12 protein-coding genes are annotated in these 15,952 nt (G+C 67.9%); 11 read left to right on the forward strand and 1 reads right to left on the reverse strand.

Annotated features, from left to right (window positions below):
• The first annotated feature begins 4 nt into the window (after window positions 1–4).
• The 7 genes from pyrF (at window position 5) to RIL96_RS03835 (ending at window position 7,249) form a co-directional block, all read left to right on the forward strand.
• On the forward strand, window positions 5–901 hold the full coding sequence (pyrF, locus tag RIL96_RS03805; protein WP_310547665.1) for an orotidine-5'-phosphate decarboxylase: 897 nt from the start codon (window positions 5–7) through the stop codon (window positions 899–901).
• A 223-nt stretch (window positions 902–1,124) separates the two neighbouring features.
• Entirely contained in the window at window positions 1,125–1,442 is a 318-nt protein-coding gene (mihF, locus tag RIL96_RS03810; RefSeq protein ID WP_310547666.1) for an integration host factor, actinobacterial type, read from the forward strand.
• Between the two features lie 159 nt (window positions 1,443–1,601).
• Window positions 1,602–2,186: a guanylate kinase gene (gene gmk, locus RIL96_RS03815; protein WP_310547667.1), complete on the forward strand. Its 585-nt coding sequence runs from the start codon at window positions 1,602–1,604 to the stop codon at window positions 2,184–2,186.
• A 140-nt stretch (window positions 2,187–2,326) separates the two neighbouring features.
• On the forward strand, window positions 2,327–2,542 hold the full coding sequence (rpoZ, locus tag RIL96_RS03820) for a DNA-directed RNA polymerase subunit omega (protein ID WP_374761844.1): 216 nt from the start codon (window positions 2,327–2,329) through the stop codon (window positions 2,540–2,542).
• 26 nt (window positions 2,543–2,568) lie between these two features.
• Entirely contained in the window at window positions 2,569–3,852 is a 1,284-nt protein-coding gene (gene coaBC, locus RIL96_RS03825) for a bifunctional phosphopantothenoylcysteine decarboxylase/phosphopantothenate--cysteine ligase CoaBC (RefSeq protein ID WP_310547669.1), read from the forward strand.
• 123 nt (window positions 3,853–3,975) lie between these two features.
• On the forward strand, window positions 3,976–5,196 hold the full coding sequence (gene metK / locus RIL96_RS03830; protein WP_310547670.1) for a methionine adenosyltransferase: 1,221 nt from the start codon (window positions 3,976–3,978) through the stop codon (window positions 5,194–5,196).
• Window positions 5,189–7,249 (forward strand): primosomal protein N' family DNA-binding protein, encoded by a 2,061-nt coding sequence (locus RIL96_RS03835; protein ID WP_310547671.1) that lies wholly within the window; start codon window positions 5,189–5,191, stop codon window positions 7,247–7,249. Before metK ends, RIL96_RS03835 begins: the two co-directional genes overlap by 8 nt.
• Before the next feature lie 84 nt (window positions 7,250–7,333).
• Here RIL96_RS03835 and RIL96_RS03840 read toward each other — a convergent pair whose 3' ends face one another.
• A complete protein-coding gene (locus RIL96_RS03840) occupies window positions 7,334–8,434 on the reverse strand; it encodes an alpha/beta fold hydrolase (RefSeq protein ID WP_310547672.1) in 1,101 nt (366 codons plus the stop codon).
• Between the two features lie 135 nt (window positions 8,435–8,569).
• On the opposite strand from RIL96_RS03840, the gene leuS reads away from it, so the two are divergent.
• The 4 genes from leuS to RIL96_RS03860 all read left to right on the forward strand — a co-directional run bounded on the left by leuS (window position 8,570) and on the right by RIL96_RS03860 (window position 15,900).
• Entirely contained in the window at window positions 8,570–11,065 is a 2,496-nt protein-coding gene (gene leuS / locus RIL96_RS03845) for a leucine--tRNA ligase (RefSeq protein WP_374761838.1), read from the forward strand.
• Window positions 11,066–11,072: 7 nt separating this feature from the next.
• Window positions 11,073–12,119, forward strand: coding sequence for a DegV family protein (locus RIL96_RS03850; RefSeq protein ID WP_310547674.1), 1,047 nt, complete (start codon window positions 11,073–11,075; stop codon window positions 12,117–12,119).
• Window positions 12,120–12,271: 152 nt separating this feature from the next.
• Window positions 12,272–13,186 carry a helix-hairpin-helix domain-containing protein gene (locus RIL96_RS03855; protein ID WP_310547675.1) on the forward strand — a complete coding sequence of 305 codons (915 nt, stop codon included), beginning with the start codon at window positions 12,272–12,274 and terminating at the stop codon, window positions 13,184–13,186.
• Between the two features lie 419 nt (window positions 13,187–13,605).
• Window positions 13,606–15,900, forward strand: a complete 2,295-nt coding sequence (locus RIL96_RS03860; RefSeq protein ID WP_310547676.1) for a ComEC/Rec2 family competence protein — start codon at window positions 13,606–13,608, stop codon at window positions 15,898–15,900.
• The last annotated feature ends 52 nt before the right edge of the window (window positions 15,901–15,952 follow it).

Here is a 15,952-nt window from a genome sequence, read left to right on the forward strand (position 1 = left end):
GGTCATGATGTCCCCCCACACGACTGCCACGGTGAGTCCCCGTGTCCATCCCTTCGGTGTCCGTCCCTTCGGCGAGCGTCTGGAGGAGGCGTTGGACCGCCGTGGTCCGCTCTGCGTAGGCATCGACCCCCATCCTCAGCTGCTGCGGAGCTGGGGGCTGCCGCTCGATGAGCGGGGCCTGCTGGAGTTCGGACGGCGCGTGATCGACGCGGCCGCGGGGCGCGTCGCAGTGATCAAACCACAGGTGGCCTTCTTCGAGCAGTACGGCCCCGGTGGCCTGGAATCGCTGGCGGAGATCATCAGCCTCGCCCGGGCCTCGGAGCTGCTGGTGATCGCCGATGCCAAGCGCGGAGATATCGGCACGACGATGGCCGGATACGCCGACGCGTGGTTGGGCGCGGATGCGCCGTGGCCTGCGGACGCACTGACGGTCAGCCCCTATCTGGGGTTCGGTGCGCTGCAGCCGGCCGTCGAGACGGCGCAGGCCCGGGGTGCCGGATTGTTCGTCCTCGCACTGACGTCGAACCCTGAAGGGGCTCAGGTGCAGCTCGCCGAGACCCAGGCCGGTGGCAGGGTGGCGGAGGAGATCGTCCGCGCCGCCGCCACCGCCCTGCCCAGTGCCACCGGTGCGTTGGGTTCGGTGGGGCTGGTGGTCGGTGCGACCACTGCCGCGCTGGCAGCGGAGCACGGCATCGACCTCACAGTCGGGCGAGTACCGCTGCTGGCTCCGGGGTTCGGTGCCCAGGGGGCCTCCTCGCAGGATCTGCGGCAGGGGTTCGGTCCGGCGAGCCGTCAGGTGCTGGTGAACTCCTCCCGGCAGATCCTCCAGGTGGGTCCTGAGGTTACGGAGCTGAGTGAGGCCATCGAATCGACACGCCGAGATCTCGCCTCTTTCAGGTGATGTGCGGCTGCTGAAAAACAAGCTCCCAGCATGTGACCTGGAGATATCCGGAAGCCTGGGAGCATGCGGCGCAGACTGTGGTGACACTATGTGAGATGCGCATTACCGATGATTGCGCGCCGGGTTTCAACGGGCTATCTTTTGGCACAGAGAAGTCGATTGGAGGGCGGGCGCGCCGGAACGACGGATTTCGGAGGCGTGAAGCCCGTATGAGGAGGATTCCGTGGCATTGCGGGAGCTGAGCAAGGAAGAACGCGACACTGCACGCCAGAAGGCTCTTGCCGCACGCCTTGAACGCGCCAGCGTGAAAGAGGAGTTCGGTGCGGGCCGATTGAGCTTTGAAGATGTCCTGAGCCGGGCTGAGACCTCAGAGGCTGTGGCCCGCCTGCGCACTGTGGAGCTGCTCGAGGCCCTGCCCGGTGTCGGCAAGGTCACCGCGGCCAAGACGCTGGAGTCGCTGGGGATCTCAGAGAGCCGACGCATCGGGGGCCTGGGGATCAAACAGCGCGCGGCGCTGGGTGAGCACCTGCGTCACGGCTGAGCTCAGGCGGCAGAAGACACAGCAGCGGTGCCGTTCATCAGTAGGATGGACGGCACCGCTGCTGTGTCGGACGCCGTCGGATACCGTCGGACGCTGTCGCGTCATAGCAGGAGGAACGGCGTGAGGAACGGGCAGAGCAGGTGACCAGCAGGAGGATTGATGACGCACACTGAACCGGACCGGCCGCGGGTGACAGTGCTGGCCGGGCCCACCTCAGTGGGGAAATCCACGTTGAGCCGGCACATCCGCCAGCACTATCCCGAGGTGTTCTTCTCGGTCTCCGCGACCACCCGCGATCCCCGCCCCGGAGAAGCCGACGGGGCCGACTACCACTTCCTCACCCCGGAGCAGTTCGACCGGCTCATCGAGGACCAGGCCTTTCTGGAGTGGGCGACGGTCCACGGCCGGCATCGTTATGGGACCTTGCGCTCCACCGTCCTCGATGCGGTGGAGGCCGGGCGCCGAGTGCTGCTGGAGATCGACCTGCAGGGTGCTCGGCAGGTCCGGGAGACGATGCCGGAGGCTCAGTTCGTGTTTCTGGCGCCGCCGTCCTGGGATGAACTCGTCGGACGGCTGATCGGTCGCGGGACGGAGTCGGCCGAGGAACAGCACTGTCGGCTCGAAACAGCTAAGATGGAACTCGCGGCAGAATCCGAGTTCGACGTCACCGTGGTGAACGACGAGCTGGAACGTGCCGCATATGAACTTGTTGCTCTCATCGGGGCGGAACCCGCCGGAGAGTGACGTCCCGGGCGAGGATGGTCATCCCGACGGCCCGGGAGAGATGACATGACACCCAGCTGACGCCCAGGGCGTCGAGTAAGGACGGATCTTCCGTGACCGACCAGCACGCAGGCATCATCGACCCGCCCATCGACGAGCTGATGGACAAGAGCGACTCCAAGTACGCCATGGTCCTCTTCGCCGCAAAGCGCGCCCGCCAGATCAATGCCTACTACGCCCAGCTGCACGAGGGCCTCTTCGAGTATGTCGGCCCCCTGGTGGACACCAAGCTCAATGAGAAGCCGCTGTCCATCGCGCTGCGTGAGATCAACGATGACCTGCTGGTGAACCACCCGGCAGAGAACCCGGCCTCCTGAGCCGGTCCGGGCACGGACACCGCAAGATGCGCATCGTCCTGGGAGTCAGCGGCGGGATCGCCGCCTATAAGGCGGTCCATCTGCTGCGGCTGCTGCGCGAGCAGGGCCATCAGGTTGATGTGGTGCCCACGGCGGCCTCCTTGGAGTTCGTCGGAGCCGCCACCTGGGAAGCGATCAGCTCCCGTCCCGTCACCACCGGAGTGTTCTCCCGGGTGGATGAGGTGCGCCATGTGCGGCTGGGCCAGCAGGCGGACCTCGTCGTCGTGGCCCCGGCCACAGCGGACCTCTTAGCACGAGTGCGAGCTGGGCGGGCCGATGACCTGTTGACCTCCACCCTGCTGGCCACGCAGGCTCCGGTGATCCTGGTGCCTGCCATGCACACCGAGATGTGGGGTAATCCGGCCACAGCGGAGAACGTCGAGGTGCTGCGCGCCCGCGGCATCGAGGTAATGGAACCGGCCTCTGGTCGGCTCACCGGTACGGACTCCGGTCCGGGCCGGCTGCCCGAGCCCGAGGACATCCACCGGCACCTGCAGGCCTTCCTCGCCGACCCGGCGCCGATGTCGCCTGCTGGGGCCTCTGAGCCGGCTGATCACCCCGTACATGATGAGCCCCTGCGGGGCCGTCGTGTGGTCGTCACCGCCGGAGGCACCCGCGAGGCGCTCGATCCGGTGCGGTTCCTCGGTAACCGCTCCTCGGGGCGGCAGGGGATCGCCCTCGCCCGCGCCGCACGGCAGGCCGGGGCCGATGTCCATCTGATCCTGGGCACCCTGGAGACGGAGCCGCCGGCCTCCGATGAGGGCATCTCGCTCGAGCACATCGAGTCGGCTCAGCAGCTGGGCGCCGCTGTGGCCGAGGCGAGTGCTGAATGCGACATGCTCATCATGGCCGCCGCCGTCGCGGACTTCCGGCCGCTGACCGTGGGCGAATCGAAGATCAAGAAGACCGATGACGGGCAGGATCCCACGATCACCCTGACCCGCAATCCCGACATCCTCGCCGAGACCGTGGCGGCACGCAGCCGCACCGGCAAGGGACCGACGGTGATCGTCGGCTTCGCCGCAGAGACCGGCGACGCCGAGCATGACCCCGTGGATTTGGCCGGGCAGAAGCTGCAGCGCAAGGGCTGTGATCTGCTCGTGCTCAACCAGGTCGGCACCGACCTGGTCTTCGGCCGTGAGGACACTGAAGTGCACATCCTCGCCTCACAGCAGTCCCAGCAGGTGCTGGGAGCGGAACCGCTGACCGTGGCCGGTTCCAAGACCCGTGCCGCCCAGGCCGTCGTGGCCCAGGCGAGTCGGCTGCTCTGACACAGTCCGCCTGCACGGACCTTCAGCGCCTGCCTGCGATCAGCAGCCGATGATGCGTCCCCGTGTGACAGCTGGGTTTCATCGGCCCAGCCGCCGCCTCGGTCGCTGTCGTAGGATGAGCCGGTGACCATCTCGAGCGTTTCCTCAGCTGCCGCCCCCGCACTGCGCCTGTTCTCCTCAGAGTCGGTGACCGTGGGCCACCCGGATAAGATCTGCGACCAGATCTCCGACGCCGTGCTCGACGCCCTGCTCACCGCAGACCCGGACTCGCGGGTGGCCGTAGAGACGCTGACCACCACCGGCCTGGTGCACGTGGCCGGTGAGGTCACCACTTCGGCCTACGTCGAGATCCCGCAGATCGTCCGGCAGACCCTGCTGGACATCGGCTATGACTCCTCGGCCAACGGCTTCGACGGGGCACGCTGCGGGGTCTCCGTCTCCATCGGCCAGCAGTCTCAGGACATCTCTTCCGGGGTCTTCAACTCCTTGGAAGCGCGCGCGGGCGCCACAGATCCCCGTGACGCCCAGGGAGCCGGTGACCAGGGCATCATGTTCGGCTATGCCAGCGATGAGACGGACACGTATATGCCGATGCCCATCGCCCTGGCCCACCGGCTCTCCGCACGGCTGACCGAGACTCGGCAGTCCGGACTCTTGGGGAACCTGCGACCTGACGGTAAGACCCAGGTCACCGTGGGGTACGACGCAGACCGTCCGGTCAGTCTCGATACGGTCGTCGTGTCCTCCCAGCACACTCAGGAGACCACGCAGGAGCAGCTGCGCGAACAGATCTCCACCCACGTCATCGCACCGGTGATCGAGGAATCGGGCCTGGAGATCGGCCGGGCCAATGAGATCATCAACCCCTCGGGTCCGTTCGTCATCGGCGGGCCCGTCGGTGATGCCGGGCTGACCGGTCGCAAGATCATCGTGGACACCTACGGCGGTTTCGCCCGGCACGGTGGGGGTGCCTTCTCCGGGAAGGACCCGTCGAAGGTGGACCGCTCGGCGGCCTATGCGCTGCGGTGGGTGGCCAAGAACGTGGTCGCCGCGGGGTTGGCGCGGCGGGCCGAGATCCAGATCGCCTATGCCATCGGCCGGGCCCGGCCGGTGGGCATCTATGTGGAGACCTTCGGCACCGAGACGGTGGATCCGCAGCGCATCGCCGCCGCGATCGAGGAGATCTTCGATCTTCGGCCGCTCGGCCTCATCGAGGATCTCGACCTCAAACGGCCCATCTACCGGGAGACCTCGAAGAACGGGCACTTCGGTCATGACGGTGAGACGTTCCCCTGGGAGCGGCTGAATCGAGTGGAGCAGCTGCGTTCCTTCTTCGATGCCTGATTCGCCGCAGTTCCCGGAGCCGCCACAGCCGCCAGAGGCACCAGAGGCCGACGACGCAGTCTCCGGGTGCGCCGACGGCGACTCCGCGGAGACCCAGCCCGCGCTGCTCGATGACCTGGCCCCGGCGCCGGCCCCGGCGATGCCTGCGGGCACGGCGGCACGTGATCCGGTGGCCACGGTGCTCCTTGACTCCGCGGTCCCGCATCTGGACCGCCTCTTCGACTACACCGTGCCGGAGGAGCTGGATGCCGCGGTGCGCCCGGGCTGCCGGGTCCGGGTGCTCTTCTCCGGCCGGGAGATCCCCGGTTATGTGATCGACCGGGTCTCGGCTCCGGGGACCCGGTCCCGGCTGAGCCCGCTGCGCAAGGTGGTCTCGGCGGTCTCGGTGCTCTCTCCGGAGATCCTGGCCCTGGCCCAGCAGGTTGCCGCGCGCGGGGCTGGGGTGACCTCGGATGTGCTCCGTGCTGCGGTGCCCACCCGCGCAGCGCGGGTTGAGAAGGAGTTCGAAGGACTCGACGTCCCCACTGTTGAGCTGCGTCCCGAGGAGCCGGGACCGCGGCAGGCCCATCTGGCTCTGAAGTCCTACGGGGAGCACGGCTGGGTGGCGATGGTCGTGGATCGGGTCAGCGCCTGTCTGCAGCACGGCGGTGACGCCGTCGTCGTGGTGCCTGACGGCCGGGACGTCGAGGCCGTGGAGCACGAGCTGGTCCAGCGGCTCGGGCAGGAGGCCGTGGCCCGGCTGAGCGCCGATATGGGCCCGACTCCGCGCTACCGTTCGTTCCTGCGGCTGCGCTATGGCTTGGCGCAGGTGGCAGTGGGCACGCGGTCGGCGATCTTCGCCCCGGTGGTCCGTCCGCGGCTGATCCTGATCCTCGATGATGATGACCCCAGCCACGAGGAGCCGCGCGCCCCCTACCAGCATGTGCGGGAGACCGCGCTGCTGCGGACAGTGGCCTCTGGAGCCGAGCTGGTGCTGCTCTCGACCGCACGCAGTCTTGAGGTGCAGCGGCTCGTCGAGCGCGGTTGGCTCCAGGACCACGCCCCGGAGCGCAGTCTGCGACGAGCGGCCTCGCCGCTGGTCACTGCGACCGCCGATTCGCATCAGACCCAGCAGCACGGGGCGGCGGGCCGAGCCCGGCTTCCGTCGGCGGCATACCGGCAGGCGCGTCAGGGGCTGGAGCGCGGCCCGGTGCTGATCCAGGTGGGACGCGCCGGTTTCGTCCCCGCCGTGGTGTGCGAGCGGTGCCGCAGCCACCAGCGGTGTCCTCAGTGCGCCGGACCGCTGGCGCTGCCGCCGCACCATGTCCAGTCCCGGACGCTGCGCTGCCGGTGGTGCGGGCTGCATCAGCGAGATCACCGGTGTGCGGTCTGTGGGCACGCGGCATTCCGGGCGGGAAGCCGCGGTGCGGACCGCACTGCCCAGGAGCTGGGCCGGGCTTTTCCCTCCGTGCCGGTCATCTCTTCGACCCGGGACCACGCGGTCTCCGAGGTCTCCGACCGGCCGGCTCTGGTGGTGAGCACCCCGGGGGTGGAACCGGTAGCCTCGGGGGGCTATGCGGCGGCGCTGCTGCTCGACGGTGACACACAGCTGATGCGCGAAGGTCTCGATGTTCCGCGCACCGTCTTGGCACGGTGGTTCCGCGCGGCTTCTCTGGTGCGTTCGCACCAGGAGCAGGGCGTGGTCGTGGTCACCGCCGCTGACGAAGAGCTGACCGGGGCCCTGGTGCGGTGGGACCCGGTCGGCTATGCCCACCGTGAGCTGTATCGGCGTCTGGAGCTCGGTCTGCCGCCGGCCCGGCGGATGCTCAGCCTCACTGCGGAGCAGACCGAGGCGGAGGCCTTCGTGGCGGAAGCGGACCTTCCCGAGCATCTGGGGTGGATCGGCCCGTCGATCACTGAGGACGGCGCCCACCGGTATCTGCTGTTCTTCGGCTATGCCGACGGTGCGGCGGTCAGTGAGGAGATGCTGCGGGTGCGCCGGACCTTCAGCGCCCACCGGGGCGTGCGGGGGGTGCGCATCCGGGTGGATGATGCTCAGGCCCTGCAGATGTGAAGCCCTTCGGATCGGTAAGAACCTCATCACGCCAGAAGGGTGCGGCGGGATGTGCGGGGCGTGGGGGCGTGAGGGCGCGGTGAATCAGTGCGGTCTCTGGTGTAGGAAGCGGCGTATCGCTCGGGCCGCTGCCGCAGGCGCCTCGTAATGGATCAGATGACCCACTCCGCGCAGCGTCTGAGTCTGGGAATGCCTCAGCGCAGACTGCAGGTCAGCGAGTCCGCGGGGTGTCGAGAGCGGGTCTCGTGTGCCGGTGATCAGCAGCACGGGCGCATCGATCTGCCCGGCGACCTCGGTGACGCTGTGCCGACTGGAGGCATAGTAGGCCTCCAGCACGGTGCGGCGGTCAGCGAAACCGCCGAAGTAGCGGCGATGCTGCTCGCGGACATAGGCCCGCATCTCTGGCTGCTTCGAGGTGATCATGGTCAGATTGGTCACGGCCAGAGCCAGCCGACTGCGCAGCAGCGCCAGTCCGAGTGGTTCCGGCGCCCTTTCACAGAGACGGTAATAGGCTTCGGTGAGCAGGGCACCGGGGAGGAGACGACTGATCCGCGGTGGGTGCAGCGCAGCACCAGTGAGCTGCAGGTTCCCCGGTGAGCCGGTGCGCTGCTCCTCGGGTGTGTGGCGGGTCAACATCTCGTGGCGGGTGAACATCTCCTCGCTGATCGGGCAGATCAGCAGCACCGCCCCCCACTGCCGTCGGCGTGTGGCCGCATGATGGGCCACCACGAGAGAGCCGAAGGAATGACCCATCAGCAGATCCTGGTCACCGAATCCTTCGGCGGCGGCGATCGCCTCTACCACGGCGGCATAGGCTGACATCGTGTGCCGAACGGACAGTGGGGAACTGGCGCCGAAACCGGGAAGGTCCGGCACCACCAGGTCCATCTCCTCCAGGTGGCTGGCCAGCCGGAGCATCCCGTGATGATCACCGCGAAACCCGTGGATCAGCAGCATCCGCGGTCTGCTCCGTGCCGAGCCGGACCCCGGCACGGAGCGGTAGCGGTGGAGCCGGATCACGGTCTCTTGTCCCTCGACGACGATCGCCACGTCCTCGATCGTCTCCCGGGTGCGGAGGCGGCGCTGTTCGGCGCAGTGATCGAGGCGGGGCCCCGTTGTCTCGGAGGGACCCTCCGAGAGCTGAGCATCGGTGAGTCCTGGCTGCTGTGGCGCTGGGTCCGGCACATCAGTCACTCTACTGGCAGCACTGAGCTCGTGCTCTCCCATAGACTGGACGCCGACAACTGCCCGCATCCGCGGCGGTGCCCACCGGCACCGTCGGCACCGGATGAGACCGACCCACCACGAGGTGCCCCACAGGTGAGCAATGTGAGCCGAACTGAGGCCGCACAGTACGACGTCCGCGAGATCGAAGCCCGTTGGCAGCAGTTCTGGGAACAGGACGGCACCTTCGTCGTCGACGAGCATGACGAGCGGGAACGACGCTACGTGTGCGACATGTTCCCCTACCCCTCCGGTGACCTGCACATGGGCCATGCCGAGGCCTTCGCCATCGGAGATGTCCCGGCACGTTACTGGCGTCTGCGCGGCTACAACGTGCTGCACCCGATCGGTTGGGACTCCTTCGGCCTGCCTGCGGAGAACGCCGCGATCAAGAATGATGCCCATCCGGCTGAATGGACCTACACGAACATCGACACCCAGGCCGCATCCTTCAAACGGTATGCGATCAGCACCGACTGGACGCGGCGACTGCACACCTCAGACCCCGAGTACTATCGGTGGACCCAGTGGCTGTTCCTGAAGCTCTACGAACGAGGCCTGGCCTACCGCCAGGACTCCCCGGTCAACTGGTGCCCGAAGGACCAGACCGTGCTGGCCAACGAGCAGGTCGTCGACGGCGCCTGCGAACGCTGTCACACCGCAGTGGTGAAGAAGTCTCTGAACCAGTGGTACTTCCGCATCACCGACTACGCCGACCGGCTCCTCGATGACATGGCCGACCTCGCCGGCAGCTGGCCCGAACGTGTGCTGGCGATGCAGCGCAACTGGATCGGCCGTTCGCAGGGTGCCTCAGTGCGTTTCTCCATCGCTGTGGCTGAGAACGGTGCGGACGTCGAACCCGTCGAGGTCTTCACCACACGCCCGGACACCCTCTATGGGTGCACGTTCCTGGTGGTCGCCGCCGATGCGCCGCTGGCCGCTGACCTGGTGACCGCCGAGCACGCCGAGCAGCTCGAGGAGTATCGGCGTCGGCTGGACTCGGTCTCGGACATCGAGCGTCAGTCCGCTGAGCGGGAGAAGACCGGAGTCTTCCTCGGCCGGTACGCCGTCCACCCGCTGACCGGTGAACACCTGCCGATCTGGGCCTCGGACTATGTGTTGGCCGACTACGGCACCGGCGCGGTCATGGCTGTGCCCGCCCACGACCAACGTGACCTGGACTTCGCGTTGGCGGTGGACCTGCCGGTCCGCGTGGTCGTCGACACCGGTGAGGAGGACCCCGTCCAGACCGGGACCGCGACCACCGGCGACGGTGTTCTCATCGACTCTCCGCAGTGGGAAGGCCTCGGGAAGGATGAGGCGGTGGCCCGCGCCATCGAGGTGCTCAGTGGCCGCGGCACCGGCTCCGCGGCGACGAACTACCGGCTGCGCGACTGGCTGGTCTCCCGCCAGCGGTTCTGGGGTGCGCCCATCCCGATCATCCACTGCCAACGCTGCGGTGAGGTGCCGGTGCCGGAGGAGCAGCTGCCGGTCACCCTGCCGGAGGACCTGCGGGGCGAACAGCTGGCACCGAAGGGGCGCAGTCCTTTGGCCGCGGCCGAATCCTGGGGTCGGGTGGACTGCCCGGACTGTGGCGGGTGGGCCCAGCGGGACACCGACACGATGGACACCTTCGTCGACTCCTCCTGGTACTACCTGCGCTATCTCTCTCCGCGGGACGGTGAGCAGATCTTCGATCCTGAGGCGGCACGCCGATGGATGCCGGTGGACCAGTACGTCGGCGGCGTCGAGCATGCCATCCTGCACCTGCTGTACTCCCGGTTCATCACCAAAGTGCTCCATGACATGGGCCTGGTCAGCGCGCAGGAGCCGTTCCGAGCCCTGATGAATCAGGGGCAGGTGCTCAACGGGGGCCGGGCGATGTCGAAGTCGCTGGGCAACGGCGTGGATCTCGGTGAGCAGCTGGAGGCCTACGGGGTCGACGCGGTGAGGCTGACTATGGTCTTCGCCTCTCCGCCGGAGGACGATGTGGACTGGGCCGATGTCTCGCCCTCCGGGGCTTCGAAGTTCCTCGGCCGGGCGTGGCGTCTGGCCCAGGACGTCACCAGTGAGGTGGGGGCAGACCCGAGTACCGGGGCGGCCGGGCTGCGCGCAGTGACCCACCGGACGATCGCTGATGCGGAGCAGCTCCTTGACGATCAGAAGTTCAACGTGGTGATCGCTCGGACCATGGAGCTGGTCAACGCGGTGCGCAAGGAGATCGACTCCGGTGCCGGTGGGGCGGATGCTGCAGTGCGTGAGGCCGTGGAGGTGGTCGCCCAGCTGCTGAGCTTGGTGGCCCCCTATACGGCGGAGGACATGTGGGCGGCGCTTGGCCGTGGTGCCTCGGTGGCGAACTCTGCCTGGCCGCGTGTGGAGGAGTCGCTGCTGGTGCAGGAGACCGTCACCGCAGTGATCCAGGTGCGCGGCAAACTGCGCGAGAAGATCGAGGTGCCTGCCGATATCGATGCCGCTGAGCTGGAGCGCCGTGCTGTGGAGCTGCCGAAGATCCAGAAGTACATCGAGGCCGACGGCGGAGTCCGCAAGGTGATCGTCCGGGAGCCGAAGCTGGTCAACGTCGTCACCGGATGATGCGCTGATGACCTCCTTCGAGGACGCCGCCGCGGCCGGGCGCGAAGGCGACGAGCAGTCACAGCCTGTCGAAGGCTCGGCACTGTGGCGGCGCACACGGTGGGCGCAGCAGACGGTCTCCGCCCTGACTCCGCGCCGCGGCGACTCTCTCGGACTGCAGAGCGGCCCACGGCGCCGTCGTGGACGGATCGCGGTGGTGACGGACTCCTCGTGCGGGCTGCCGGTGGAGCTGATGGGGCGCGTGGCCCAGCAGCTGTCGGTGGTCCCGCTGCCGCTGATGATCGGGGGGCAGATCCACTCCGGCGACGGTGCGGATCTGCCCCGTGAGCTGGCCCTGGCGGTGGCCTCCGGTGTGGAGGTCACGACCTCGCGGCCCTCGCCGGGTGTCTTCGCGGAGGTCTACGAGCGGCTGCATAGACAGGGCATGGACGGCATCGTCTCGGTGCATATCGCCGGACCGCTCTCGGGCACGGTGGATTCTGCGCGTCTGGCGGCCCAGAACGCGCCGCTTCCGGTGGAGGTGGTGGATTCCCAGCAGGCGGGGCTGGCCTTGGGCCAAGCGGCCCTCGCAGCGGCCGCCGCGAGTCGGCTGGGCAGACCGCTGGCCGAGTGTGCCGAGCTTGCCCGGCGCAGCAGCGCGGGTGCGTCGAGTCTCTTCGCGGTGCCGAACCTGGAGCAGCTGCGCCGCGGAGGGCGCATCGGTGCCCTGGCCGGTTGGGCGGGCTCCCTGCTGCAGGTGCGCCCGCTGCTGGCGTTACAGGACGGTGCCATTGTGCCGGTGGAGCGTCCGCGGACGATGGCCAAGGCTGCTGAGGCGCTGCAGCGCCGTGTGGAGCAGGCGGCGGCTGCGTGCGAAGAACCGAGCGTGGGGATCCACGTCTTCGGCAATGAAGAGCAGGGCGTGGAACTGGCGCAGCGGCTTCAGCCGCTCTCGGTCCTCACGATTCCCGTCCTTGAAGTTCCTGCGGTGCTCGGGGCGCATCTGGGCCTGGGGGTGCTCGCGGTGACGGTGAGCCCGAGCCCTGCGAGCCTGACCGGTGCTGATGCGCGCTGAGGTGTACTGACGTGCGCTGAGGTGTACTGAGGCAGCGTCCCGGCAACGAGGGTCTTCCACAGAGACCTGCAGAAGGCCGTGACACGCCCGGTCGTCCCCAGCTCGATGGGTGGTCTTCCTGAGCCTGAGCTGTGGGTGCCTAGCCTGAGGCTATGCATGATCGGCGGGGAGGACAGTGGGGGAGCGGCTCGGATCTCCACCAGATCCCGCAGGAGCCGGTCACGGAGCTCTCCGAGGATCTCTGGGCTCAGGATCCCGTCCTCTCCCGTGCCGAGCAGCAGCGGCGGCTTCGGGAGGCACAGCATGCTCGTCCTGCACGCATCCGCCTGCGCACCGGTGCCGTTGCGGCAGCCGTGGTGACGCTGGCGGCGTGGCTTCTGGTCTCGTGGCTGACCTCAGGCTCCACACCACCGGAGGATCATGTTGACGCGCCGATACAGTCCGCGGCGACGGAGTCGCAGACCGGCGGTGCATCGGGTCCCGCCGGGGGCGGCCGGCCCCGGGATCATCCGGATTCGCCGTCCTCGCCGAGTGCTGACGATGGCCCGGCCGATGAATCCGAGGGTGCAGCCCAGCAGGTGATCGTCCACGTCACCGGAGCGGTGGAGGAGCCGGGGATCGTGGAGTTGGAGGCAGGCGCCCGTGTGCATGAAGCGGTGGAGGCCGCAGGCGGCGCCCAGGAGGAAGCTGCCCTGGAAGCGCTGAATCTTGCGGCTGAGGCCCAAGACGGCACACTCATCCATGTGCCGAATGCCGAAGAGGCTGAGGCGGCGCAGGCGGGGCCGAGGGGTGCACCGGGATCATCCACGGCAGACGCCCAGGACACCGGCGGTGAGGCGGGCGTCGGGTCAGGAGCCGGGGACAGTGCCGAGGAAGCGGTGGTGGATGTCAACACCGCCGATGCGCAGCAGTTGCAGACCCTTCCGGGGATCGGCCCGGCCATGGCCGAGCGGATCATCACGCACCGGGAATCTGAGGGGCCTTTCTCCGCCTTGGAAGATCTCGCGGCGGTCAGTGGGATTGGTCCGGCCAGGCTCCAAGAATTGGAGGGGCGGGTGAGCTGGTGAGCCCGGCGGCGCCTCTGGATCTGAGGCTGCTGCCGACGGCTGTAGGTGCCTGGGGCGCTGCCCTGATCGTGGTCCATGTCGGAGGTGACGTCGGTCGGTGCATGGCCGTCATCGCCGGGGTGGTGGTGGTCCTCGGGCTTGGGCTGCTGCTGTGTACGGGGGGTACCTCGTCAGGAGGCCGATGCCCGGGCCCTCAGCTGTTGGGCCGTGTGATGCGCGGTCGTCTGATACCGGGTCATCCACCGTCTGGATCTCAACCATCTGGATGCCCACCATCTGGATGCCCATCATCTGGATATCCACCGTTTGGCCGTCCTCTGCTGCGGCAGGTGGTGCTCTGCGCGGCGGCGGTCGGTGCGGTGTCATGGCAGGCCGGGTCTGTTCTGTCCGGATACGAAGCCTCCGGGTGGACGGCGGCCGTGGAATCTGACCGTCCGGTGCAGGTGGAGCTGCGGGTGACGTCAGATGCGGACCGTGCCCAGCGCCGAGCGCCTGACGGATCGCTGCGGCTGATCGCTGAGGCCGAAGTGCTCCGTGCCGAGCTTCCGGATCCGCAGGATCAGCAGTCAGCTCGTCGTGAGATGCAGGATTTGTCCTATGACGTGGTGCTCATTCTGCAGGTGCCTGAAGACGAAGAACAGGCAGGCACCGCCGCTGAAGGTCCGGAGCAGATGCTGCGGGCGGGTCATCGATACCAGGGAATGTTCCGGACTGCCGCGACGGAGCCGGGGCAGCGGGCCACGGCGCTGCTGTTCCCCTTCGACGAGCCGATGTCCGGTGAGTTCGGCCTGGAGGCTCTGCCGGCGGATGGGTGGACACAGTTCACTGAGGTCTTCAACGGGATGCGCGCTGCGACAGCGGAGTCGGCGTCAGTAGCGATCGGAGATGGGCCGAGTCTGCTGCCCGGGTTGGTCCTGGGAGACCGATCCTTGCAGTCCGCGGAGCTCGACGAGGCCATGCGCACCTCCGGGTTGAGTCACCTCACTGCGGTCAGCGGTGCCAACTGTGCGCTGGTGCTCGGGGCTCTGCTGGGTACGCTGCGCATGCTGCGGGCCCCGCGCTGGACCTCCGTGCCGGTCTGTCTGGTGGGTCTGGCGCTGTTTGTCATGCTCGTCCAGCCTGAGCCCAGTGTGATCCGCGCGGCGGTCATGGGGTCTATCGGGGCGATGGCACTCTTCGCCGGGCGAGGAAGAGCCTCCTTCTCCCTGCTGTGCGTCTGCGTCACAGTTCTGTTGGTCTATGACCCCTGGTTCGCTGTGCAACCGGAGCTGCAGCTTTCGGTGGCCTCGACAGCCGGCATCGTGCTCATCGGTACACCGATACGTCAGCTGCTCGAACGGCGCCTACCTGTCCTCGTCGCCGCGCCGTTGGCCCTGGCCTTCTCGGCACAGCTGTTCGTGACCCCGGTGCTGCTGCCGCTGGCCGAGGGCGTGAACACCTACGCGGTGCCGGCGAATATGCTCGCCGCGCCCTTGGTGCCGCTGATCACCGTGCCGGGGACCTTCGCCGCGGTCCTCTCGACGACGCTGCCGCTGCTCTCCACCGGGATTCTGTGGTGCTCCGGACTCGCGGCGGCAGGCATCGGAGCCGTGGGGCGGCTGACCGCGCAGCTTCCCCGGTCCCTGGCCCCCTGGCCCCAGGGGCCTCTGGGTGTGGTGCTGGTGGTGCTCTACGTCCTCGCGTGCCTGATCCTGGCGCATCATCTGGTGCGCAACCGGCCACGTCGTGGCTCGGAGCGTTCCGTTGCTCGGCGGGTGAGCTGTGATGACGTAGCTGCCTCAGGGGAACGGAACGTCCGGAACGGTGGCATAGGTGGGGCTGTCCTGCGGGTCAGCATTGTGGCCGCGGCCGCGGGAGCCGTCCTCGGGCTGGTGGTACCGGGTGCTCGGCTGCTGGGTACAGAGACCGGTGAGCAGTGGCGGATCGCGCTCTGCGATGTCGGGCAGGCTGACATGGTGGTCGTGCGTACCGGTCCGCGGGAGGCGATCGTCATCGATACCGGTGATGACCCGGCCTTGGCACATTCCTGTCTTCAGGATCTGGGAGTCCAGACGGTGGAGACCATGATGCTGACTCATGAGCACCAGGATCATATCGGTGGAGCTCCTGGTGTGCTGCGCGGCCGGGACGTGGAGGAGGTCCTTCATGCGGGGTCGGCGCCGTGGCAGCCCCATCAGGAGGTGGATTTCGGGGATACGCCGAGCGAGGAGCTTGAGATCAACCGCGCGGTACCTGGGGACTCACGGAGCGTCGGTGATGCGAACTTCCCCGTCCGCTGGCAGATATGGATGGCCGATGACCATCATCCCGAGCCGAATGACAACTCGCTGGTAGCTCTGGTGGAGCTCGTGGACCCGGACGCCGCGTCACCGCCGGGCACGGCGGAGGATCCGCTGCGGCTGCTGATCACCGGAGACCTCGAGCAGGAGCAGACACGCCGCGCTCTGGAACAGGAGAGGCTGCCTCGCCACGTCGATGTCCTCTCGGTGGCCCATCACGGTGCAGCCAACGGCGGGACCGAGATGCTCCACGCCTTGGCTCCGGATATCGCGTTGATCGGGGTGGGTGAAGACAATATGTACGGCCACCCGGCGCCGGTGATCACTGATGCTCTCGATGACATCGGAGCGCGGGTGTATCGGACCGACCTGCATGGCACAGTCGTTCTGTTCTTCGACGACGAGGCACTCCGCGCAGAGACGGTGACCGGATGACCGGATAGACCGGAGAGAAGATATACACAAGATATACATAAGGAGGGCCTGC

The organism is Nesterenkonia aerolata, from assembly GCF_031470965.1.
Lineage (GTDB): Bacteria > Actinomycetota > Actinomycetes > Actinomycetales > Micrococcaceae > Nesterenkonia > Nesterenkonia aerolata.

Coding starts and splice junctions, on each gene's coding strand:
- gmk (WP_310547667.1), top strand. CDS start 1,602: ATGACGCACACTGAACCGGACCGGCCGCGGGTGACAGTGCTGGCCGGG.
- RIL96_RS03850 (WP_310547674.1), top strand. CDS start 11,073: ATGACCTCCTTCGAGGACGCCGCCGCGGCCGGGCGCGAAGGCGACGAG.
- RIL96_RS03835 (WP_310547671.1), top strand. CDS start 5,189: ATGCCTGATTCGCCGCAGTTCCCGGAGCCGCCACAGCCGCCAGAGGCA.
- pyrF (WP_310547665.1), top strand. CDS start 5: ATGATGTCCCCCCACACGACTGCCACGGTGAGTCCCCGTGTCCATCCC.
- coaBC (WP_310547669.1), top strand. CDS start 2,569: ATGCGCATCGTCCTGGGAGTCAGCGGCGGGATCGCCGCCTATAAGGCG.
- rpoZ (WP_374761844.1), top strand. CDS start 2,327: ATGGACAAGAGCGACTCCAAGTACGCCATGGTCCTCTTCGCCGCAAAG.
- RIL96_RS03855 (WP_310547675.1), top strand. CDS start 12,272: ATGCATGATCGGCGGGGAGGACAGTGGGGGAGCGGCTCGGATCTCCAC.